Annotated in this window: 15 protein-coding genes; 10 read left to right on the forward strand and 5 right to left on the reverse strand. The window is 46.0% G+C overall.

Annotated features, from left to right (window positions below; all coding sequences use genetic code 11):
• Positions 1–90 precede the first annotated feature (90 nt).
• Positions 91–594, forward strand: coding sequence for a YqhA family protein (locus tag G3R49_RS11695; RefSeq protein ID WP_130600735.1), 504 nt, complete (start codon positions 91–93; stop codon positions 592–594).
• Positions 595–630: 36 nt separating this feature from the next.
• Here the strand turns inward: G3R49_RS11695 and G3R49_RS11700 are convergent, their stop codons facing one another.
• Both G3R49_RS11700 and rapA read right to left on the reverse strand, forming a co-directional pair.
• On the reverse strand, positions 631–1,518 hold the full coding sequence (locus tag G3R49_RS11700) for a DUF3530 family protein (RefSeq protein WP_167869788.1): 888 nt from the start codon (positions 1,516–1,518) through the stop codon (positions 631–633).
• Between the two features lie 238 nt (positions 1,519–1,756).
• Positions 1,757–4,660 (reverse strand): RNA polymerase-associated protein RapA, encoded by a 2,904-nt coding sequence (gene rapA, locus G3R49_RS11705; RefSeq protein WP_167869789.1) that lies wholly within the window; start codon positions 4,658–4,660, stop codon positions 1,757–1,759.
• A 371-nt stretch (positions 4,661–5,031) separates the two neighbouring features.
• On the opposite strand from rapA, the gene G3R49_RS11710 reads away from it, so the two are divergent.
• Both G3R49_RS11710 and G3R49_RS11715 read left to right on the forward strand, forming a co-directional pair.
• Entirely contained in the window at positions 5,032–6,426 is a 1,395-nt protein-coding gene (locus tag G3R49_RS11710; protein ID WP_167869790.1) for a PhoH family protein, read from the forward strand.
• A 457-nt stretch (positions 6,427–6,883) separates the two neighbouring features.
• Positions 6,884–10,591, forward strand: coding sequence for a response regulator (locus G3R49_RS11715; RefSeq protein ID WP_130600741.1), 3,708 nt, complete (start codon positions 6,884–6,886; stop codon positions 10,589–10,591).
• Between the two features lie 154 nt (positions 10,592–10,745).
• Here the strand turns inward: G3R49_RS11715 and G3R49_RS11720 are convergent, their stop codons facing one another.
• Positions 10,746–11,348, reverse strand: coding sequence for a LysE/ArgO family amino acid transporter (locus G3R49_RS11720; protein ID WP_167869791.1), 603 nt, complete (start codon positions 11,346–11,348; stop codon positions 10,746–10,748).
• Positions 11,349–11,679: 331 nt separating this feature from the next.
• Between G3R49_RS11720 and G3R49_RS11725 the strand changes: the two genes are divergently transcribed.
• The 5 genes from G3R49_RS11725 to G3R49_RS11745 all read left to right on the forward strand — a co-directional run bounded on the left by G3R49_RS11725 (position 11,680) and on the right by G3R49_RS11745 (position 16,544).
• Positions 11,680–13,011: a DEAD/DEAH box helicase gene (locus G3R49_RS11725; protein ID WP_167869932.1), complete on the forward strand. Its 1,332-nt coding sequence runs from the start codon at positions 11,680–11,682 to the stop codon at positions 13,009–13,011.
• An 82-nt stretch (positions 13,012–13,093) separates the two neighbouring features.
• Positions 13,094–13,516: a VOC family protein gene (locus G3R49_RS11730; protein ID WP_130600745.1), complete on the forward strand. Its 423-nt coding sequence runs from the start codon at positions 13,094–13,096 to the stop codon at positions 13,514–13,516.
• 159 nt (positions 13,517–13,675) lie between these two features.
• Positions 13,676–14,530 carry an ion transporter gene (locus tag G3R49_RS11735; RefSeq protein WP_167869792.1) on the forward strand — a complete coding sequence of 285 codons (855 nt, stop codon included), beginning with the start codon at positions 13,676–13,678 and terminating at the stop codon, positions 14,528–14,530.
• 60 nt (positions 14,531–14,590) lie between these two features.
• Positions 14,591–15,151: a GNAT family N-acetyltransferase gene (locus G3R49_RS11740; protein WP_130600749.1), complete on the forward strand. Its 561-nt coding sequence runs from the start codon at positions 14,591–14,593 to the stop codon at positions 15,149–15,151.
• 58 nt (positions 15,152–15,209) lie between these two features.
• The gene (locus G3R49_RS11745; protein ID WP_167869793.1) at positions 15,210–16,544 is read left to right on the forward strand and encodes an FAD-binding oxidoreductase; all 1,335 of its coding nucleotides are present in this window, start codon (positions 15,210–15,212) and stop codon (positions 16,542–16,544) included.
• A 242-nt stretch (positions 16,545–16,786) separates the two neighbouring features.
• Here the strand turns inward: G3R49_RS11745 and purD are convergent, their stop codons facing one another.
• Both purD and purH read right to left on the reverse strand, forming a co-directional pair.
• Positions 16,787–18,088, reverse strand: coding sequence for a phosphoribosylamine--glycine ligase (gene purD / locus G3R49_RS11750; protein WP_167869794.1), 1,302 nt, complete (start codon positions 18,086–18,088; stop codon positions 16,787–16,789).
• Between the two features lie 83 nt (positions 18,089–18,171).
• On the reverse strand, positions 18,172–19,761 hold the full coding sequence (gene purH / locus G3R49_RS11755) for a bifunctional phosphoribosylaminoimidazolecarboxamide formyltransferase/IMP cyclohydrolase (RefSeq protein ID WP_167869795.1): 1,590 nt from the start codon (positions 19,759–19,761) through the stop codon (positions 18,172–18,174).
• 399 nt (positions 19,762–20,160) lie between these two features.
• Between purH and zntR the strand changes: the two genes are divergently transcribed.
• Together zntR and G3R49_RS11765 are read left to right on the forward strand one after the other, a co-directional pair.
• Positions 20,161–20,610: a Zn(2+)-responsive transcriptional regulator gene (gene zntR / locus G3R49_RS11760; protein ID WP_130600755.1), complete on the forward strand. Its 450-nt coding sequence runs from the start codon at positions 20,161–20,163 to the stop codon at positions 20,608–20,610.
• Between the two features lies 1 nt (position 20,611).
• Entirely contained in the window at positions 20,612–22,018 is a 1,407-nt protein-coding gene (locus G3R49_RS11765; protein WP_167869796.1) for an SO_0444 family Cu/Zn efflux transporter, read from the forward strand.
• Positions 22,019–22,359: the final 341 nt, after the last annotated feature.

Below are 22,359 nucleotides of genomic sequence, written 5' to 3' on the forward strand. Positions count from 1 at the left end.
TTGCTAACTAAGGTGTTTTTAGATTCATATTTGTCATTGTTTCTTGTTATATTGCCGCCTCAAATTTTCAGTTAATAATGGATTAGTACGATGCAAGCGTTTTTCGAGCGAATGCTGTGGGGTAGTCGTTTAACAGTTTTGTTTGGCGTGATGGCTTGTGCCATGGGTGCTGTCGCGATTTTTGTGATGGGGTTGTTTGATCTTATCCACTTATTCGATTTATTGATTAAGTACATGATGTCGGCGAGTCATGCTGTGCGTAATGAACTGGTCATGGTAGTGGTTGAGCTGCTAGATACCTTCTTGCTTGGTGCTGTGATGCTGATTTTCTCGTTCGGGTTATACGAGTTATTTATCAGTAATATTGATGCGGCGGAAAAGAGTGAAACTGGCGGCAAAATTTTAGTGATCAACAACATCGACTCGCTAAAGAGCAAGTTAGGTAAAGTCATCCTAATGATGCTAGTGATTAAAGTATTTTCTTACTTTAACGAGATGAAGCCAGAAAGCATGCTTGACCTTCTTTATATGGGCGTCGTTGTGGTGCTGGTTGCTGGGGCGTTAATGCTAACCAAAGATAAACCAAAGCCATAAGCAATCGTATTTAGCATTGACCCTTAAAACGGCGGCCTAATAGGTCGCCGTTCTTCTTGAAAAACCGCGAATGTAATTTAGCGCTTCCTGCCAGCCTGTTTCTGTAGTGATATTCAAATCTAGTTGATGTTGGCTGTAGTAACGCACAGGCTTGATTTGGTTCTTCATATTGCGCTCTTGAGCTTGCTCTTGCGAGATAGGGTGGCCATCGCGTGACTGTAAATCAAGTATTGGCATCGATAAAATTTGTAGCTGCTGTGCAACTGACAGCATTTCTTTGCCTGACACCATTTCTTGCTCAAATGCGCGATACGGGTTGATGACGACTAGGGTATCGGGCGTCGGAATTTTCCTTTGATACAGCAGCTGGGTGACAATTGCCGCGCTGTCATCAAGAGCAATAATCATGCGCTTTCCTGGATAAGGCTTAACTATTTCTGCGAGTTGGTTGATGGTCTCAGTTAGTTGTGAGTGCTGAAAGTTTTGCTGCTCAAGCAGTTGGTCGCTATCAAATTTGGGCGTCGCTTGTGTGGTATCGAGACTTAGCTGATTTTTGCCAGCTTTACTGACTTCATCTGCAGCTGTGGCAAAGTTAGGGTAATACAAGCCAATAGTGGGAGTGACACTCACCGTCGCCCAGCCATGTTGATTTAGGTGAGTGCGCAAGTAGCCAGCCACACCAGCAGCTTGCGCATTGGCATTTGAGCGGCCAACGATTATGGCAGCGCCTAACCTTAGTTTGCCTTGCCAGGGGCGCACTAATACGGTCGAAGGCTTGTTGTCTATGGTGATTTGCTTAACTTCATCAGCATTAACCTTGTGAATACTGGCACTAGCACCTTGATGGAATAGGACTAATGCAACAAAGCTTAATGCTTGGAATATAACTCTTTGATAGTTGTGATGCTTGGTGAAACTCAGCAAAGCATGCCTCATGTCTGTTAACACGTGTGCGGGCGATGCAATAAGTGTATCGCTTTTATCAGGAAAATCGTATCGCTAGCAACTCATTCGGTGATTTATACCGCTTTTTGAGCTATTCCGTACCCATTGCAAACAGCTTTTGAATACAAAAAGGCCTCGCATTGCAGAGCTGCGAGGCCTTTGAAAGATTGACTAGTCGCTAAGGTTAGAAGTTAGCCTGTAAGTCTTAGAGCAGGACTTACGCGTGACTAACTAACACCATACGAATGGCGTCTAGCTGCAATTGGCTGTCATCCATATAAGCACTTAGCTCGGCCATTTGATTACGGATAAAGTCGAGCTCTTCATCACGAATATTCGGGTTAACCGCTTTTAGTGCCTCAAGACGCTCAAGCTCGCCTGTTAACTGCTCAGTCATGGCGTGACGCGAGTTATCAACTAATTGTGCCAGCGCCTGCTCAGCATGCTCTTGGGCCTGAGTAAATAGTGGGTGCAGAATTGGCTGTGAAGCATTAACTAGCTTGCTAGCGATATGACGGTTTACCGCGCTTAGCTGCTTATCAAAGCTGTCGTAATCGACTTTGTCTGCCATGTTGTTGCCATTTTTATCCAGTAATACGCGGATAGGGGTAGGCGGCAAGTAGCGGTATAGACCGCTTGATTTCGGCGCAGATGCATCAGCCATGTAGATAAGCTCTAAGAACACAGTGCCAGCAGGCAGAGCTTTGTTCTTTAAGATTGCGACGCTAGTGGTGCCGGTTTCTGAGCTGGTGATTAGATCAAGACCAGTTTGCACTAGCGGGTGTTCTTGCGAGATAAACGCAATATCGTCACGTGACAGCGCAGTATCTCGGTCAAAAGTGACGGTAATGCCATCTTCAGGTAGACCAGGGTAAGTAGGGAACATCATGTGCTCAGTTGGGCGCAAAATGATTGAGTTTTCACCTCTATCTTCTTGTTCCACACCTAAAATGTCCCACAAACGGATCACTGAGCCAATAAGGCCGGTGTCGTTATCGCGCTCTGCTAGACGGTAGATAAGCGCGTTAGCGCGCTCGCCGCCATGAGAGTTAATTTCTAGCAGTTTATCGCGGCCTTGTTCCATGGCTTGTTTAAGCTCTTTGTAGCGTGTTTGCGTGTGGTTTAGCAGCAGTGTCATGGCTTCTTCGTCATCCGACTGGATAACGTCAAGCAGCTGTTCACTAAACTCGTTAAATAGCACGTGACCACTTGGGCAAGTTAGCTCAAAGGCGTTTAGGCCTTCATGATACCAACGCATAATGCGCTCTTGAGCTGTGTCTTTTAAGTATGGCAGGTGAATTTCAATGTCATTCTTCTGGCCAATACGGTCAAGGCGACCAATACGCTGCTCAAGTAAATCTGGGTTTAGCGGCAAATCGAACAACACCAGATGGCTAGCAAACTGGAAGTTACGACCTTCAGAGCCAATCTCTGAGCAAATAAGTGCCTGAGCGCCCCCTTCTTCTTGGGCGAAGAAAGCGCCAGCTTTGTCGCGCTCTATAATCGACATGCCTTCGTGGAATACCGTGGCAAGAATACCTTCACGGGTGCGCAACGCCTCTTCAAGGCTCAGTGCGGTTTCTGCCTGACTGGCAATAATTAACACTTTTTTGCTGCGGTGTTCTTTAAGGAAATCAATCAACCAGTCAACACGCGGGTCGAACTTCCACCATTGAGTGTTAGCATCAAATGCTTGGAACATTTTCTCTGGGCTGAGTGCTTGCTGAGCATTCTGCAGAGGTGTTTTATGATCGCTCATCATTGCACTGACGCGCGCCGCGGTTAGGTATTGGTCTGGCATTGTTTGACCGTGGGCGTGGAAGTGACGCTTAGGGAAGCCTTTAACCGAGGCGCGGCTATTACGATACAATACGCGGCCTGTGCCGTGGCGGTCTAGTAGCTCTTGTAGTAGTTCTTCTCGGGCACTTTGCTGCTGCTCCTCATCAATATCATCAGCCTGAATAAGATTGATGCTTGGCATGATGTCTTTTTCAGACAATAGCTCAGTTAGGCTGTTGATCACGCCATCGTTTAGCTTGTTGCCGCTATCAAGTGCTTCCGCTGCATCGGCGACATCTTTGTAGCTTTCTTCCTCAGCTGAGAAGGCTTCATAGTCATAAAAACGGTCTGGGTCTAACAGACGTAGACGGGCAAAGTGGCTTTGGTGACCTAGTTGATCTGGAGTAGCTGTTAGCAGCAGCACACCTGGGACCGCCTGGCTCAAGGCTTCTACTACTTGATAAGCGCGGCTTGGCTTGTCTTCAGACCATTCAAGGTGATGCGCTTCGTCGACCACCATTAAGTCCCAATCGGCATCAATGGCTTGCTCTAAACGGCGCTTTTTGCGCAGCAGTTCGAGCGAACAGATGACCAGTTGTTCGGTGTAGAAAGGGTTGTCGTTGTCAGCAAATGCTTCAACACAGCGGTCTTCATCAAATACTGAAAAACGCAGGTTAAAGCGGCGCAGCATTTCCACTAACCACTGGTGGCGTAATGTGTCTGGCACAATAACCAGTACGCGCTCAGCACGGCCTGTAAGCAGTTGTTGGTGGATGATTAAACCCGCTTCGATGGTTTTACCTAAACCGACTTCGTCAGCCAGTAATACACGCGGTGCATAACGGCGACCTACTTCATGGGCGATCCATTGTTGGTGAGCAATCAACCCGACGCGCGGGCCTTGCTGGCCTAGCAGATCTGAAGTCGCCAATTGATGACGCAACTTTTGGCATTGGTAGCGAATACCAAAACGCTCTAAACGGTCGATTTGACCCGCAAATAAGCGATCTTGCGGCTTGTTGAAGCGAATGTTGTGGTTAAGCATGGTTTCACGCAGACTTACCGTTTCTTGGGTTTCGTTGTGAGTACCGTGGTAAATAACTAGCTTGTCTGACTCTTCAACTTCAGCCACTGTCATGGTCCAACCTTCGCCACTCTCAATCGAGTCGCCTGGATTGAATATCACTCGGGTTAGCGGTGCTTCATCGCGAGAAAACATGCGGTTCTCGCCGGTGGCAGGAAACATCACGGTCACCATGCGACCTTCAATTTGTACAACGGTACCTAATCCAAGCTCAGATTCAGTATCACTAATCCAGCGCTGACCAAGGGCAAATGGCATCTTCAACAACTCTCTTAATAGCGGGCAAATAAAAAAGGGGGCGTATGTTAAACCAAAGCAGTCTAGATTGAAATTCTAGCATTGATAAAAGCTGTGATTGTGGCTTTTATTGAAAACATAAATTATCTAAGACACAAAAATGTCATAGCTAGATATTAGTGTGGATTTATTGCCATAACAAAGGAACTCAATAGATTAAAAGCTGAGCAAACACAGTTTTGAACTCCTAGCTTAATCGGACTTTTTAATGTTAAATGAAGTTAGCGCTAGATTTTTCTTGCCCATGACTAACCTCAACCTAGGAGCTTGCTACACCGACAATGTCATAAAAATAGCCATAAAAATAGCCCAATAAACACTGTGGAGGCACCATGAAGCAAAACGACAAGAAGTTGTTTGTACTGGATACCAATGTGTTACTGCACGAGCCATTAGCGATTTACTCGTTTAAAGAACATGATGTGATTGTTCCGATGACAGTGCTAGAAGAGCTTGACACCATTAAGGATAGAAAGCGCGATGTCAGCCGCGACGCCCGAGTCGCCATTAGGGCCTTAGAAGACATTTTAGGAGGCTCCATCACCCCGGAGCAAATTGTCAGCGGCGTGCCACTGCCTGTGCGTCCAGGTAGAACCGACGCCAGTGGTACGTTATCCATCTTCCCCGACCATCAACTAGAATTTGACAGCCACTCTCTCCCCGACGACAACAACGACAACCGCATCATCAACTCTGCCTACTACCTACAGCAACAATATCAACCTCGCCAAGTCGTGCTGGTTACCAAAGACATCAATATGCGCCTTAAAGCTAAAGGTGCAGGCATTGAACGGGTAGAGGATTACCGCACCGACCAATTAATCGATGATATTCGTTTCCTTGCTAAGGGCTTTTACGAGGTTGAAGGGGACTTTTGGCAGCATGTCGATGATGTGACCAGCGAGCGCCAGGGGCGGCACACTGTGCATCAAGTGCCAAGAGAGCACTTTGGCAATGAACCGTTTTATATCAACCAGTATTTGATAGACCAAGACACTGAGTTTTGCGGCAGGATCAGCGCTAAATCTGAAAGCAGTATCGACATCGTCGATCGCGGTCGTGATCGTCTAGAAAACTACGAAGCCTGGGGCGTGAAACCGAAAAATGTTTATCAAGGCATGGCGCTTGATGCCTTGCTTGACCCAGATATCGAACTGGTCATTCTAACTGGACCTGCTGGTTGCGGTAAAACCTTGTTGGCAATGGCAGCAGCCCTTGAGTTAGTGGTTGAGCGTAAACGCTACGATAAAGTTATTGTGACCCGTAATACTCCTGAGATTGCCGAGTCGATTGGTTTTTTACCAGGTACAGAAGAAGAGAAAATGGCGCCTTGGCTGGCGGCTATTACCGATACGCTTGAGGTGCTGCACAAAAACGATGTCAACCCTACTGGCAGTGTTAATTACATTATGGAGAAGGCTAATATTCAGTTTAAGTCGATTAACTTTATGCGCGGCCGCTCGATTCAAAACTCTGTAGTGATCCTCGATGAATGCCAAAACTTAACCGCATCGCAAATTAAAACCTTAATTACCCGTATGGGTGAGGGCTCAAAGCTTATTTGTAGCGGCAACTTGGCGCAAATTGACTCAACCTACTTAACTGCAGTGACCTCAGGGCTGACTTATATTGTTGAACGTTTTAAAGATTTTGAGGGTAGTGCCAACGTGTATCTAAATGGCGTGGTACGCTCTCGTTTAGCTGAGTTTGCTGAAGAGCATTTATAAGTGTTGTTATATCGAGTAGGCGCTGTTGCAGCGCCTTCAATCTAGATTCAAACCGTACAATCAAGCAGTGAGCTACGTAGCCTAGATAGTAACTTGGATTAGAGACGGTAACTTGGATTAGAGACAGTGACTTGGATTCGGTTAGTAACATGGCAGTTAAACTAGGTAGTCAGCTGGCTACACACAAGGGTTAATAGCTTGTGTCAAATTGACACAGGTCGCTCAGCACAAGCGCAATCGCGTTACTTAAGCGATACCGCGCTCAACAACTGCGTCTCAAATCGCACAACAAACTGATTAATTAGTCTAATTTACCCTTGATTAGGGTGCGTTTATTGCTAACTTCTTGATACTATTCCTGCGATGATTTTTGTATGCGCGTTCTATACTTATCTGGCTTATTTATTTTTATGCTAGACCAGCATGACTGGCTTTGTGCGCTTTCCAAGGTTGCTAAATGAATCCGAACGAATCTGAATTACAGTTAAAAGCTCCAATTCAAAAGAATTATAACCGGGCTGTATTTTACACCTACATAGGTGTAATTGTGATGGCGTTGCTTACTGCGGTGGTGTTTTTTGAGAGACAGAAAACCCAGCAAATTGAGCTGCGCGAAGATCAAATTGCCCGTCACGTACTGCAAATTGACTTATTGTTAGAGTCGAGTATTCGTGCGGTGAAGAGCTTACGCAATGTGGCTGTCGACCATTTACGTTTGGGCGAACTTGTGCGCAAAGAGCGCTTACCTCAGTATGAAAAGTTTAATGAAGATGGCCAATTCTTCACCCTCGAGCCAAGTTACGCCAAATCAGGTGAGCCTTTTACTAACATGGGGCGCATTACCGGTACTGGCTCCCTTGATGGTCGCAGTGAGCAGTTTTATCAAGAGCTAGAAATGCTGTTCGAGCTGTCGTTATCTTTCCCGGTGGCGAAAGAAGCAGCGCCAAAAGCGTCATCGATTTACTACATCTCTAAACGCCGCATGATGTCGCTATACCCTTGGGCTACTGAGGAGCAAAGATTTAGAGAAGAGTTACTCAATAAGCAGCAATTTAAACTAACTACGCCTGAGATTAATCCACAGCGCACGGTGGCTTGGAGCGGCGCGTATGTTAACGAGGTAGATCAGGGCCTGCTAACCACTTTAGGTATTCCAGTTTATTTAGAAGATGACTTTATCGGCTCAATTAATCTGGATATGAAGCTGTCGTCTCTGGCGAAACAAATTCGTACCTACTTTAGAATGCCGGGTACAGTAATTTTGCTCGATCAACGCAATAATATTGTGTCTCACAGTGACTTTGATTCAAGCGAAATGAACCGTGTATACCACATTAGCCAGCGCATTCCATCTGAGCTGCACTCATTGTCCGAGCAGGAGCTGTTTGAAGCTAACGAAGGCATCTTACGTAACGGTTATTATATTCACGCGATTGCGCTGCATAACGCGCCTTGGCGCTTACTGTATTTGCAAGAAAAAGACGAGCTATTTAAAGACTCTTGGGAAAAGCTGCAGCTTACCTTCTTGATGGTTGTTTTAGCGCTATCTGTTCTGGTTACCATTGTGCACTGGCAAACTCGCCGCGCATTCGTTAGCCCTGCATCGCGACTACTGTCGCACCTTGATGCTTGCTCACAATCACCAATAAAACCACCGCAGCAAATTACTCCCGGTTGGGAGCCGTGGTTTGCCTTGGTTAGCCGCATTTTTGATGAGAACGAGCAATACACCAAAAACCTTGCTGAGCAGAACAAGCGCCTTGATAACTTGGTTGCCCGCCGTACTCAACGTCTACGTGAATCGACCGAGCGTCGAGAGCGCGAATTTGCATTGCTGCGATCCTTAATTGACTCAATTCCAGAGGCGATTATCTTTAAAGACAAAGAAGGTAAATACCTAGGCTGTAATAAGTCTGCTGAGCGCATGCTAGGTTTTACCGAGTCTGAAATTATCGGTTTGACTTCGGTTGAGCTTGATAGCCCAGAGCAAGGTCAGCGCGGTCTTAATGAAGATAAGCGCGTACTGCAGGATAAAAAACCATTCCGCTATCAAGAGAAGATTGATATCTCTGGTAAGCCAATCTTATTCGACACTCTGAAACTGCCGTTTTATAACCGCCGTGGCGACCTGCTTGGTTTGATTTCGGTATGGCGTGACATTACCCACGAGTATGAGTCTGCTGAGCAGTTGCGCTTGTCTGAAGAGCGTTACCATTTGGCGATGGATGCGGTAGAGGACGGCCTGTGGGATTGGTATTTAGACTCAGAGCAGATCATTTGCAACCCGGCGTTTTACTCTATGCTTGGCTATCAGCCAAATGAGTTCCCGGCGCTAATGAGTTCTATTGATAAGCTGATTTCGCCTGATGATTTAGACCGAGTGCAAGAAATGCGCGGTAAGTACTTAAACGACCCACAAGGGGCGTATGAAGTAGAGTTTCGTATGCGCGGTAAAGATGGCAGCTACTTGTGGATCTTATCTCGTGGTCGTGCGGTCGAGTTTTACGAGACTGGCGCAGTCAAACGTATGGTCGGTACTCACAAAGACATTACCCGCCAGAAGAGTAACGAGGTGGCACTGCTTGAAGCTAAGCAGGATGCAGAATCGGCCAACATGTATAAGAGTGAATTCCTGGCGAACATGAGTCACGAAATTCGCACGCCGATGAACGCCATTATTGGTATGTTGCAGCTGGCGCAGCGCACTCAGCTAACGTCGCAGCAGCAAGATTACCTTGATAAAGCTGGCTTCTCGGCGCAATCGCTACTGCGCATTATTAATGACATTCTCGACTTTTCGAAAATTGAGGCGGGTAAGCTGGAGCTTGAAAGAGTATCGTTCCCGCTCGATAAAGTGCTTGATCATGTTATCGACATGAACGCCATTAAGGCGCAAGAAAAAGGCGTTGAGCTGCTGCTTTATGCACCGGTCACTGCTGGTCTGATTCTTAATGGTGACCCGCTGCGTTTAGGTCAGGTATTGATTAACTTGCTATCTAACGCAGTTAAATTTACCCAGGAAGGTGAGATTGAGCTGGGCTGCGAAGATGTGGGCGAGCGCGATCACCGCATCACCATGAAATTCTGGATCCGCGATACTGGTATCGGTATCAGCAAAGAGCAGCAAGCCAGTCTGTTTGATGCTTTCTCGCAAGCGGATGGCTCTACAACACGTAAATACGGTGGTACAGGCCTAGGTCTATCAATTAGTAAACATCTGGTTTCTATGATGGGCGGCACTATGGAAGTAGAGTCTGAGTTAGGTGTCGGCTCAACCTTTAGCTTTACCATTAGCTTTGAAATCGCTGAAGAAAATACTGCTGCGCCGCTAGTGGTGCCAGAGCAGCTTAATAATCTCACCACGCTTGTGGTAGACGATAACCCAAGTGCGCTGCAGATTTACTCGTCGGTAATGGAAGACTTTAGCTTTGATGTCGCCACTGCTAGCAGTGGCCAGCGCGCATTGGATATCTTGCAAAAGCAACATATCGACTTGCTATTACTTGACTGGATGATGCCAGAAATGTCAGGCCGTGATGTGCTAGATGCCTTAGATGCCATGGTGGCAGATGGCCGCATTGCTAAGCGCCCTGTGGTGTTCTTAATGACAGCTTATACTTCTGAACCACTAGAAGAAGAGGTCGAGCAAGACTCAATTCACGCCGTGTTGCAAAAGCCATTTAAAGCATCTGCTCTGTTTGATGAAATCATCACTGCCTTTGCTAAAGAGCCTAAGCTTAATGCGATACCGGTAAGGGAAGAGCCTACTGAGGCGACTGACTCAGGTTTAGTACTGCTGGTGGAAGATAACTTTATTAACCAGCAAGTGGCTTCAGAGTTGTTGAAGAGTGCAGGTTATGAAGTCGTGCTGGCGGATAATGGTCAAATCGCCCTTGATTTGATTGATACCCGCCCATTTGATGCCGTGTTAATGGATATTCAAATGCCAGTGATGGATGGTTTAACTGCGGCGGCTGAGCTGCGTAAGCGCTACTCGCCAGAGGAAATGCCGATTATTGCTATGACAGCGCATGCGATGTCAGGCGATAGAGAAAAGAGCTTAGCTGCGGGAATGAATGCCCATATTACTAAGCCAATTGTATTGACTGAGCTGTTCGAAACCCTCACCCACTGGATTGAGTATAAGAACAACGCCAAGGGTTAAGGCCAGCTGTTAACATTTGGGTCTCAGTAACAATTGGGTCAGAGTAAAATGTTAACTGCAAATATTAACAAAGGGGTTGTAGCCAAGCTACAACCCCTTTTGCTATCTATGACATTGCGGATCTATCTCGCTATCAATAATAAACTGCCAATAACTAACCGCCGACAACGAGCGACACCGCAATCACTGACATCATTACGCCTACAAGAAATTCCAGTATTTGCCATGATCTTGGCTGCTTAAATAACGGCGCGAGAAAGCGCGCGCCATAAGCTAGTGAGAAAAAGAATACCAAAGATGCCAATACAGCTCCGGCGCCAAACAAGAATTCATCTGGCTGATATTGAGTCGAGATAGAGCCAAGCAACACCATGGTATCGAGGTACACATGCGGGTTGAGCCAGGTAAAAGCGAGGCACATTAAAATGGCTTGCATTGGCGAGCTAGCCGACTTGTCATCAGCAACCAGCGCATGCTTGCTGGTAAATGCAGATTTAAAGCTCAGTAAGGCATAAACACTGAGAAACAGCGCGCCGCCATAGCGGGCAAAGACTTCAATTTGCGGAAACTGGTTCACGATAGCGCCAAAACCTGCCACCCCTAAGCTAATCAGAATTGCATCAGAAATTGCACACACCAATGCGACAGCAAACACATGTTGTCGTTTTAATCCTTGCTTTAATACGAATGCATTTTGCGAACCAATAGCGAAAATAAGTGACAGGCTAAGGGTAAAGCCGGCGAGAAATGTGGTCATAAATAATGTCAGTTGGGTTTGTTGGTTAACTGATTAACTATTAAATTAAGCGCGTTAGTTTAGCTTTGATGAATGTTGTGAGCAATGTAAGGCTTATAGTGAAGGTTTGAATTTTGATACTCTTTATATCAAAGTTGTAATATCCCGCCTTACATCAGCCAAATGAGGGGTTTACTCTGACCCAACTTAAGCGCCTTATGATGATAAACCCCTGTGAGATTGCTAAAATACGCGGCAGATTTATTTATGAGTGTTAATTATGTCAGCCGATCAAACGCGAGCAAGTGCCATAGCGGCGCCAAAAGCCACAGCGACGAAAAAGGCCACAGCTATGCAAGAAACAGCGCAGGAAATCCAAGATGTATCGTTTGCTCAATTAGACTTGCAGCTGCAACTGATGGCGCGTTTGAGTGATATTAATTACCTCAAGCCGACACCTATTCAAATAAAGGCCATCCCAGAAGTGTTATCTGGTAAAGATTTACTTGCTGGCGCGCAAACCGGAACTGGCAAAACTGCAGCCTTTGCTTTGCCGATAATTAGCCGTTTGCTTGAGGCCGGCGAGTTAACTATTGCTGAGCAGGCTGACGAAGTTAATGGTAGCAGCGCTACGATAACCGCCATTGAGACAAATGCTCCCAAAGCCTTAGTACTTGCACCTACAAGGGAGTTGGCTGTGCAGGTTCAGCAAGCATTTGAGCAGTTTACACTAAACCTTGACGTGAATGGTCACTCACTAAAAACCGTGGTGGTTTATGGTGGTGTCAGCAGCGATAAACAAAAACAACAGCTTGCTGGTGGGGTTGATATTGTGGTGGCAACGCCCGGGCGTTTGTTAGACCTTAATCGTCAGCGTTTAGTTGATTTGCGTAAAGTGCAAACCCTAGTGCTTGATGAAGCTGACCGTATGTTGGATATGGGATTTCGCGATGAAATCATTGAGGTTTTAAAGCGTTTGCCAAAACAAAGGCAGACCTTGTTGTTCTCCGCCACACTTGATGATCGCATCTATAAATTCAGTCGCCGTCTGGTGCAATCGCCGAAAGTGGTTGAAGTGGCAAGTCGTAATCAAACCGCAGCCAAAATTACCGAGCGAGTGTTCAATGTCGATGCTGCTAAAAAGCAGCATTTACTCAATAAACTGCTTAAAGTTAACGATTGGTCGCAAGTGTTGGTGTTTAATCGCAAAAAACAGGACGTTGATGCAACGGTGAGCTTTTTAAATCAGCTCGGTACAAGTGCTGCCGCGTTTCATGCCGACTTGTCACAAGCTAAGCGCGAGCATGTACTGGCAGAATTCAAAGCGGGTGAAGTTAGAGTTTTGGTGGCGACCGATGTAGCTGCCCGTGGACTCGATATTGAGCAGCTTCCAGCTGTGATTAATATGGAGCTGCCATTTCAAAGTGCTGATTACGTTCATCGAATTGGTCGCACAGGCCGAGCGGGGCAAGCGGGCGAGGCGATCACCCTATTAAGTGTCGATGATGAGCCATTACTGATTAAGCTAGAGGCTTTGCTTGATAGACGTTTGCCGCAGCAATGGTATCCAGGTTTTGAGCCTGATTTAACCCAGGTTGCACCAGTAACCCGTAAGACTAAAAAGGGTTCGCTAAAACAACAAGCGAGAAAGGCCGCGCTTGCTCGCTCAGCTAAAAAACGCTAGTCGTGCTATCGACAAAGGGCATTGAGATACCTGCTATCTGACAGATTAAACTGAGTTTGATAATCCAGTTCAAGGAAGAGAAATGCGAAACAACGAGACATCTATTTTTGCAGATAATCAACTACTAGGCATTCATCATGCCGCGATTATTTGCAGTGACTATGCTGTTTCGAAAGCCTTTTATACCCAGATATTAGGGCTTGAGGTAATTGCAGAGAACTACCGCGCTGAGCGTGATTCATACAAGCTTGATTTACGCCTGCCTGATGGCTCGCAAATTGAGCTGTTCTCTATGCCAAAGGCTCCCGCGAGGCCAAGTTATCCTGAAGCACAGGGATTGAGGCATCTAGCGTTTAAGGTAAAGGATATTCACGCCTTTGTGGATTATCTCACTCAGCAAAATATCGCTGTCGAGCCAGTCCGCACTGACCCATACACCAATAAACTCTTCACCTTTTTTGCTGATCCAGATGATTTGCCGCTGGAGTTGTACGAGATAGAGTAATATTGAGCGCCTTAATGAAAGGCTTAAACTCAACTTTTAACCCACCCTTTAACCCAATAGATGAAGAAACGCTAATCAAGTGATAGCTTCTTTCACAAGCGTGAAAACGTTATTATAGCGACGTTTTTAATCCTGCTAATTTTGGAGACCAGGTACATCATGCAAGCATCGGGCTTTCTTCCCATTCTAAAGCGCATTGATCAAAGTAAAATCTTTCAAGGCTTCGTCATTTTTGTGATTGTCGTATCCGCATTATCTATTGGTGCGCATACCTACCAACTACCTTTGTGGCTTGAAAAAAGCTTATATATTCTCGATTTTGCCATTACTGGTTTTTTCTTATTTGAGCTGGTGATCCGCTATATGGCATCAGACAGCAATAAAGCGTTTTTCTCCAAAGGTTGGAATATCTTCGATACAGTGATCGTGATTGGTAGCCTGCTACCCGTTGGTGGCTCAACCATCTTGCTTGCACGTCTGCTACGAATATTTAGGGTGCTGCGTTTAGTGTCTATGGTGCCTGAGCTTAGAATGTTGATTAATGCGTTAATTAAAGCCATTCCACGTATGGCTTATATTGGCCTATTGATGTTCGTCATTTTCTATATTTATGGCGCAATGGGCAGTATGTTCTTTGCTGAGATAAACGACTTCCTATGGGGGGATGTCTCCATTGCCATGTTGACATTATTTAGGGTGTCGACCTTTGAGTCTTGGACTTCCATCATGTATGAGACCATGGAAGTTTACCCACTGAGTTGGATTTACTATTTAACCTTTATCTTCCTTACCACGTTCACTTTCTTAAACATGATGGTTGGCGCGGTGCTGGATGTTATGAGTGAAGAAACCCAGTTAATGCGTGAACAAAAACAAGCCGCGTTTGAAAAGCAGCAAGCCGAAGCTGGGATTGTTGTTGAGCCCAAGCCTGCTGTCGCTACAGAGGCAGATATTGTTAAGCTTAACGCTAAGATTGATGAGTTGACTGAGCTGTTGAAAGCGCAGCAGAAGTAGGTTTGTTTTTTCAAACTTGATTTGGATAGCATGTATTAGCACTCACCTGGGGGGATTAACATGTTGATTAGGCAATTGCTGCCAGCCGATTTTCAAGCTGTGATCACCTTGGGTAATTTGATTCATGGGGCTGGCTATTTGAATCAGGCGGAGCTGGAAAAAATATACCAGCAGGGCATTAAATGTGGCGTAAACGCCCATTTCGTGGCACTAGACAGTCAAACAGAAGAGCTCGTGGGATTCCGCTTAACTTATGCGCCGGGACAGTGGCCAAAAGATAGATGGTGCAGTATTGCTCAATGGGGCGTTGAGTTTGAAGATGTCTGTTATTTTAAATCTAACACCATCGCAGAGCATGCCAGAGGTAAAGGGCTGGGTGGTAAGTTGTTAGCCGCGTCAATTGAGGCAGTCAAAGCACAAGGCGCTAAAGCGGGTGTGAGTCATTTATGGCAACAAAGTCCAAACAACGCTGCAGTAAAATACTTCACTAAAGCGGGCGGGAAACTCATTAAGGTTCACCCCGAGCGTTGGAATCAGCGTTATGTAGGCGAAGATTATCACTGTGTGTTATGTGGAAATGACTGCCATTGTGATGCCTGTGAAATGCTCCTTAAATTCTAATTGGGGCACAGTAATTAACCTGATAGAGTGAATGGATAATCACCAAAACGGGCGACTTATGTCATATTATGATCCGTTAATCAGTTCATCTCCACAAGGGCAGCCTAATGCAAATAGCTACTGGGCTGACTCTATTTCATTAGGCCAATCTCAACCTAAATTAACCCAAACTCAGCAGTGTGATGTGGCCATTATTGGTGGCGGCTATACGGGATTGCTCACTGCATATTATCTGGCGACCGAGCATCATCTTGATTGCCATGTGTTAGAAGCTAATCAAGTAGGGTTTGGTGCCAGTGCTCGTAATGCTGGTTTTGTGCTGAAAGGCTCGGGGCGCTTAGGTTACGCTGCCATGGCTAAGCGCTGGGATTTAGCCACCACGCAAGGTATTTATCAAGAGTTTACTGAAGCGGTTGAGCGAGTTGAGTCCTTGATTGCGCAGCATAAAATTGAATGTGATGCCCAAGCCAATGGTTACATTAAAATGGCACATAATGCCAGGGCTATGCAGCAGCTGGTTCAGGCAAATGAGTTCATTAATCGTTTTCTAGGGCAAGATGCACATACACTCACGCAGCAACAATTGCATGATAAATACATGCGTAATCAGCAAGCCTTTGGTGCGTTAAGGGTCAAGCATAGCTTTGGTGTTAACCCGTTGAAATTACTCTTGGGCTATAAACAAGTTGCGCTAAATGCCAAGGTGACACTGTCTGAGCATAGTTGCGTCATTGATTGGCAACAACAAGGTGGGCTGAATAGATTAATCACAGCGCAAGGGGAGTTACTTGCCAACAAGGTTGTTTGTGCTGGCAATGGTTATAGCTCGAAGCAACTTTCCCCGATCATCGATAATAAGTTTTTACCTATAATGAGTAATATTATTGTCACCGAGCCACTCACAACAGCGGAGCTCAATCAAGCAGGATTGCAAACCCACCAAGTGACCATGGATACTCGGATCCTGAAGTACTATTACCGTTTGTTACCTGATAATCGCATCTTGTTTGGTGGGCGAGGGGCAGTTTGGGGCAAAAATGCGAATGATGATGTCTATGCCAAGCGCCTTAAACTCGCGTTAGATAAGTGCTTTCCTATTTGTGCCCATAAAAAAGTTGATTATAAATGGCACGGGTGGATTGCAGCCTCTATGGATGACATGCCTCATGTTTATTTGGATGGTGATACAGCCTACAGTTTAGGCTACTGTGGAGCTGGTGTGTCATTTAGTGCCCAAGCGGCGTATCGTTTAGCGCAACAAGTAGCTGGTAAACAAGTGCCTGATCTGCCGCTTTATCAGCAGCCATTACCTGCAATGCCATTTGCTAACTTACGCAGAGTGGGTCAATGGGGGTATTATCATTATGGTTGGCTAAGAGATAGGTTGGGGTGAAGGTGAGCCTAGTGCTTTGAGCGCGGACTGACATGTTATTCCGGAATGTTCAATTGCATAGTCTTTCCCGCAACGCTTATTTCCACAGTCATTCCTGCAATGCTTTTGAGCGGGAATCTATGCACGCCACTTGTGATCGACAAGCAAAACTTGAATACAAAAAGCCCTTTAGTCTTGCAACTAAAGGGCTTTTGACAAGTTAAAACTAAGCTTTAACTCACTAACAAATAGCTACTAACAAACTAACCTTGACCATTCTCACGGGCAATCGCGCGGTAGGCGATATCGGTGCGGAAGTACACGTCATCCCAGTGAATAGCATCAACTAGCTTGTAAGCGCCAGCTTGTGCTTCAGTGACCGTATTGCCTAGTGCAGTTGCACATAATACGCGGCCGCCAGCGGTAACGATATGGCCATCTTTACTTGCAGTACCAGCGTGGAAGACTTTAGCGTCGTTGTTACCTAGGTCTAAACCTTCAATCACATCACCTTTGTTGTAGGCTTCTGGGTAACCGCCTGCTGCCATAACCACACCAACAGCAGCGCGTGAGTCGAACTCTGCAGTTACTGTGTTTAGCTCGCCGCGTGTTGCCGCTAGGCAAAGCTCAACTAGGTCTGATTTTAGGCGCATCATAATTGGCTGAGTTTCTGGGTCACCAAAGCGGCAGTTGTACTCAAGTACTTTAGCGCTGCCATCTGGCGCAATCATCAAGCCTGCGTATAGGAAACCTGTGTAAACATTACCTTCAGCTGCCATGCCATCAACCGTTGGGCGGATAACATTGTCAATGGTCCAATCGTGAACGGTTTGAGTTACCACTGGTGCTGGTGAGTAAGCACCCATGCCACCTGTGTTAGGGCCGTTGTCGCCGTTGTCACGTGCTTTATGGTCTTGGCTTGATGCCATTGCCAAAATGTTTTTGCCGTCAACCATCACGATGAAGCTTGCTTCTTCACCTTTTAGGAATTCTTCGATAACAACGCGTGAGCCCGCTTCGCCAAACTTGTTGCCTGCTAGCATGTCTTCAATGGCAGCGTCAGCTTCAGCTTGATCTTGGGCGATAATTACGCCTTTACCTGCTGCAAGGCCGTCAGCTTTGATCACGATAGGGAAGCCAGTGCTTGCCGTAACTTCAGTGACATACGCTTTTGCTGGTTCAATTTCAGTGAAATTTGAGTAAGCGGCTGTCGGGATGTTGTGACGAGCTAAGAAGTCTTTAGTGAAGGCTTTAGATGACTCAAGCTGCGCTGCGCCTTGTGTTGGGCCAAAAATAGCAAGACCTGCGTCGTTGAATGCATCAACCACACCTAATGACAGTGGTACTTCTGGGCCAACAATGGTTAGCTCGATTTTATTGTCTTTGGCAAACGCCACTAACTCAGAAATAGCTTCAACTTTAATGCTGACATTTTCTAGCTTTGGTTCTAGTTCAGTACCCGCGTTACCTGGAGCGACAAATACTTTGGAGACTTGCTGTGATTGGGCGGCTTTCCACGCTAGTGCGTGCTCACGTCCGCCGCTGCCTATAACCAATACCTGCATGTTAATTCCCCTTGAAGGCTTAATTTTATTGAATTCTATAAACGAAAAAAGCAGACCCTGAGGTCTGCTCTAGTCTTGCTTTATTAGTGACGGAAGTGACGCATGCCGGTGAATACCATCGCCATGCCGTGCTCGTCTGCCGCGGCAATGATTTCTTCATCGCGGATTGAACCTCCTGGTTGGATGATGCAGCTAATGCCTGCTGCTGCCGCTGCGTCGATACCATCGCGGAATGGGAAGAAGGCATCAGATGCCATTACTGAGTTCTCAACCACTAGACCTTCGTCAGCTGCTTTAATGCCGGCAATTTTCGCTGAGTAAACGCGGCTCATTTGGCCTGCGCCTACACCGATTGTCATGCCATCTTTGGCGTAAACGATAGCGTTAGATTTAACGAACTTAGCCACTTTCCAGCAGAACATTAAGTCTTTTAGCTCTTCAGCGGTAGGCTGACGCTTAGATACCACTTTAACGTCGTCTAAACCAACCATGCCTTGGTCGCGATCTTGTACTAGCATGCCGCCGTTAACGCGCTTGTAGTCTTGGCTTACTGTTTTGGTGTCCCACTGACCGCACTCAAGTAAACGTACATTAGCTTTTGCTGCAACTACGTCACGAGCGCCTTGGCTGACGACAGGTGCGATGATGACTTCAACAAACTGGCGATCAACAATCGCTTTAGCAGTTTCAGCGTCTAACTCTTGGTTAAAGGCGATTATGCCACCAAATGCTGAAGTTGGGTCAGTTTTGAATGCGCGGTCATAGGCTTCAAGAATGTTGTCGCCTAGTGCTACACCACATGGGTTAGCGTGCTTAACGATCACACAAGCTGGTGCGTCGAATTCTTTCACACACTCAAGTGCTGCGTCTGTGTCAGCAATGTTGTTGTAAGACAGTGCTTTACCCTGCAGTTGTACTGCGCTGGCAACAGAGGCTTCGTCAATGTTGCTGTCAACATAAAACGCGGCTTTTTGGTGGCTGTTTTCACCGTAACGCAGGTCTTGCTTTTTAACTAACTGAGTGTTGAAAGTGCGTGGGAAGCTAGAGTCTTCATGACACTCGTCTTTTGAGTGTGCTGGCACCATAGTACCGAAGTAGTTAGCAATCATGCCGTCATAAGCGGCAGTGTGTTCAAATGCTGCAATTGCTAGGTCGAAACGCGTTTCTAGCGTCGTGCTACCTTGGTTTGCTTGCATTTCTGCAATCACGCGATCGTAATCTTTCGCGTTAACAACGATAGTGGTGTCTTTGTGGTTTTTCGCAGTAGAGCGAACCATAGTAGGACCACCGATGTCGATGTTCTCAACTGCGTCTTCTAAAGTACAACCTTCTTTGGCAACAGTTTGCGCAAATGGGTATAGGTTAACTGCCACTAGATCGATAGGTTTGATGGCGTTTTGCTCCATCACAACTTCATCGATACCGCGACGACCTAAGATACCACCGTGTACTTTAGGGTGCAGAGTTTTAACACGACCGTCCATGATCTCCGGGTGACCTGTGTAGTCAGAAACTTCAGTCACAGGAATGTTGTTGTCGGCTAGCAGTTTAGCTGTGCCGCCAGTTGAAAGTAGTTCAACACCTTGAGCGTGCAGCGCTTGTGCAAACTCAACGATTCCAGTTTTATCAGATACGCTTAACAGCGCGCGACGAATAGGTCTGGCATTATTCATGTAGGTACAGGGTCCACTATTGGTAGTTTAAAGTTTGTTTTAGCTTAAAGATCTTTCGCAAAACTCAGTTGAGACTCAGTAGAGTAAATAAGTGAGCTTTGCCAAAGATCTTCTCTATGCCCAGATTTCGTTTTCGTTGTTATGAGGTGAGCCTTCATTTAACCGTCATCTAAGGTGGCTATTGTCAGGCGCGCGTATTTTATCTCAATCTTCACAGTTCCAGTGAATTTATGCGTGATTTCACAATATTGAAATCAGAACAACAAATATGATGTTATGTCGCAGTTCAACCCTTGACCTTAGATTAAACTCCAAGGTTTATACTGGCGTAAATTCGAGTGGTTTTGCTCGGAGAATTGAGGCGTTTAAGCGCTTAACTAAACAGAGGGTGAGTACATCATGTATCGCATTGGTGAACTAGCAAAAGCTTGTGACATTAAAACGGATACGCTGCGCTTTTATGAAAAGCATGGTTTGTTGACGCCATCGCATCGTTCAAGTTCTGGCTATCGTATGTATACCAAAGACGATGAAGCCAGGCTCAAGTTTATTCTGCGTGCCAAAGCGGTGGGCTTTACCTTAAACGAAATCGCTGAGCTGTTGTCGATTGAGCTAGATAAATCTAACTGGGCCTGCGCCGATGTAAAAGGTTTAGTCGATATTAAGCTTGCTCAGGTTCAAGCTAAGATTGCTGAACTCACGCATTTTTCTACCTCATTACAAAGTTTGTCAGATGCCTGTTGTGGCGGACCTGAAAGCGCCGAGCATTGCTCAATTCTTGAAGCGCTAGAGTCTTGCGACAACATGCAGTTATCGCCAGCAGCAGCCGCAGAGCTGTCGGAGAAGTAATATGTTAGTGACTAATTTTATCAATTTGTTTTTAGAGTCTGCGCCCTGGTTGCTATTGGGCTTAGTGTTAGCCGGGCTGTTAAAGGTGTTTGTGCCAATGGCATGGATGCAAAAGCAGTTAGGTGGTCATGGATTTAAAACCGTGATTAAAGCGGCGATTTTAGGTGCGCCGCTACCATTGTGTTCATGCGGGGTTATTCCTGCCGCAGTGGGGCTACGCCGCTCTGGTGCGTCGAAAGCTGCAACTACTTCATTTTTAGTGGCTACCCCTGAAACTGGCGTAGATTCGGTGTCGGTATCTTATGTGTTACTTGGACCATTTATGGCGATAGTGCGTCCGATTGCTGCGGTGACCAGTGCCGTAGTAGCTGGCTTGCTAGTCGGGCGCGATGATCGTGAGGAGCAAGATGATCGCAAAGTACAAGATGACCGTGATGAGCAAGCCAAAGCCGACTCAAGCCAAAGCGCTTCGTCAGTAGTGAATAGCCAGCCTGCCAAGTCATGCTGTGCCAGTACAAAGCAATCTGCAAATGTGATGCGTATGACCAAGGCTGAAGATTCACCGCTGTTAACACCTGTGACTGCAGATGGGCAATCAACCGCCGCAGCACAATCACAAGCAAAGGCTTCATCATGTTGTGGCAGCAAACAACAACAGGCAAAGACTTCATCATGTTGTGCTAGCAATTCAGCGAAAGTCGCGACTGACGAGCAGCTACAAGCACAGTCAACGAGCAGCTGTTGTAGCACCAAAAGTGATGTAGCAAACAACGAGCAAACAGATAGCTGCTGCGCCTCAACTCAGGATGTTGCAACTGAGCTTAAAGGTGAGTCGATAATTAGCCGTATTGGTAAAGGTTTGCATTATGCGGCGACAGATCTTGTTCGCGATACAACCATTTGGCTGTTGATTGGTTTGTTCTTCGCCGCATTAGTACAAACCTACGTACCTGCAGACTTCTTGGCCAAATGGGGCGACGGCATTCTTGCTATGTTAGTCATGGTGCTTGTGTCGATCCCTATGTATATCTGCGCGACGGCATCAACGCCAATTGCAGCGGGTTTACTGTTAGCTGGCGTGTCGCCAGGTGCTGTGCTGGTGTTCATGATGGCAGGGCCAGCAACGAATATCGCTACATTAGGTGTAGTGACGAACGAGCTAGGTAAACGTGCATTATTTGGCTATTTAGGTGGCGTATTAGGCGTGGCGTTAGCAGCTGGTATGTTAGTTAATTACCTTGTTGCCAGCTTTGGATTTGAGGTGATGCCGCAAATTGGTCATGAACATGAATTATTGCCTCAAGGCGTGGTGATGCTGTCAGGCGTGGTGTTAGCTGCACTCATGCTAAAAGTGCTATGGGACAAGCTGCCGCGCAAGCAAAAAACAGACAGCTGCTGCTCATCGTAAATGCCAAGGTTGAGTACTTATGTTAGCCGTTGGAGTGAGTGTTGTTAATAACTTGCTTACTCATTGTTCGACCTAAGCATATTTTGTAAGCAATAATCTAATCCTTTGAAAACCCCTAACTTAAAATTTTAAGTTAGGGGTTTTATGTTTAAGCGTCATCTAAACCAGCCTCCCTTTGTCGAACTTTTACTCTAATTTTATTCGCTATATTTTTAAGTTGCTAATAAATAAGCACTTTAAGTATCTTTCAGCAATTGAAATATTAGCTTTCGATTATTGAAATTTCGTTTTATGCACTGTGTAAATAATTGTGCTTTAACTGAAATTTAAGGTTCGCTTAA

This window comes from Shewanella sp. WXL01 (assembly GCF_012263345.1).
Taxonomy (GTDB): domain Bacteria; phylum Pseudomonadota; class Gammaproteobacteria; order Enterobacterales; family Shewanellaceae; genus Shewanella; species Shewanella maritima.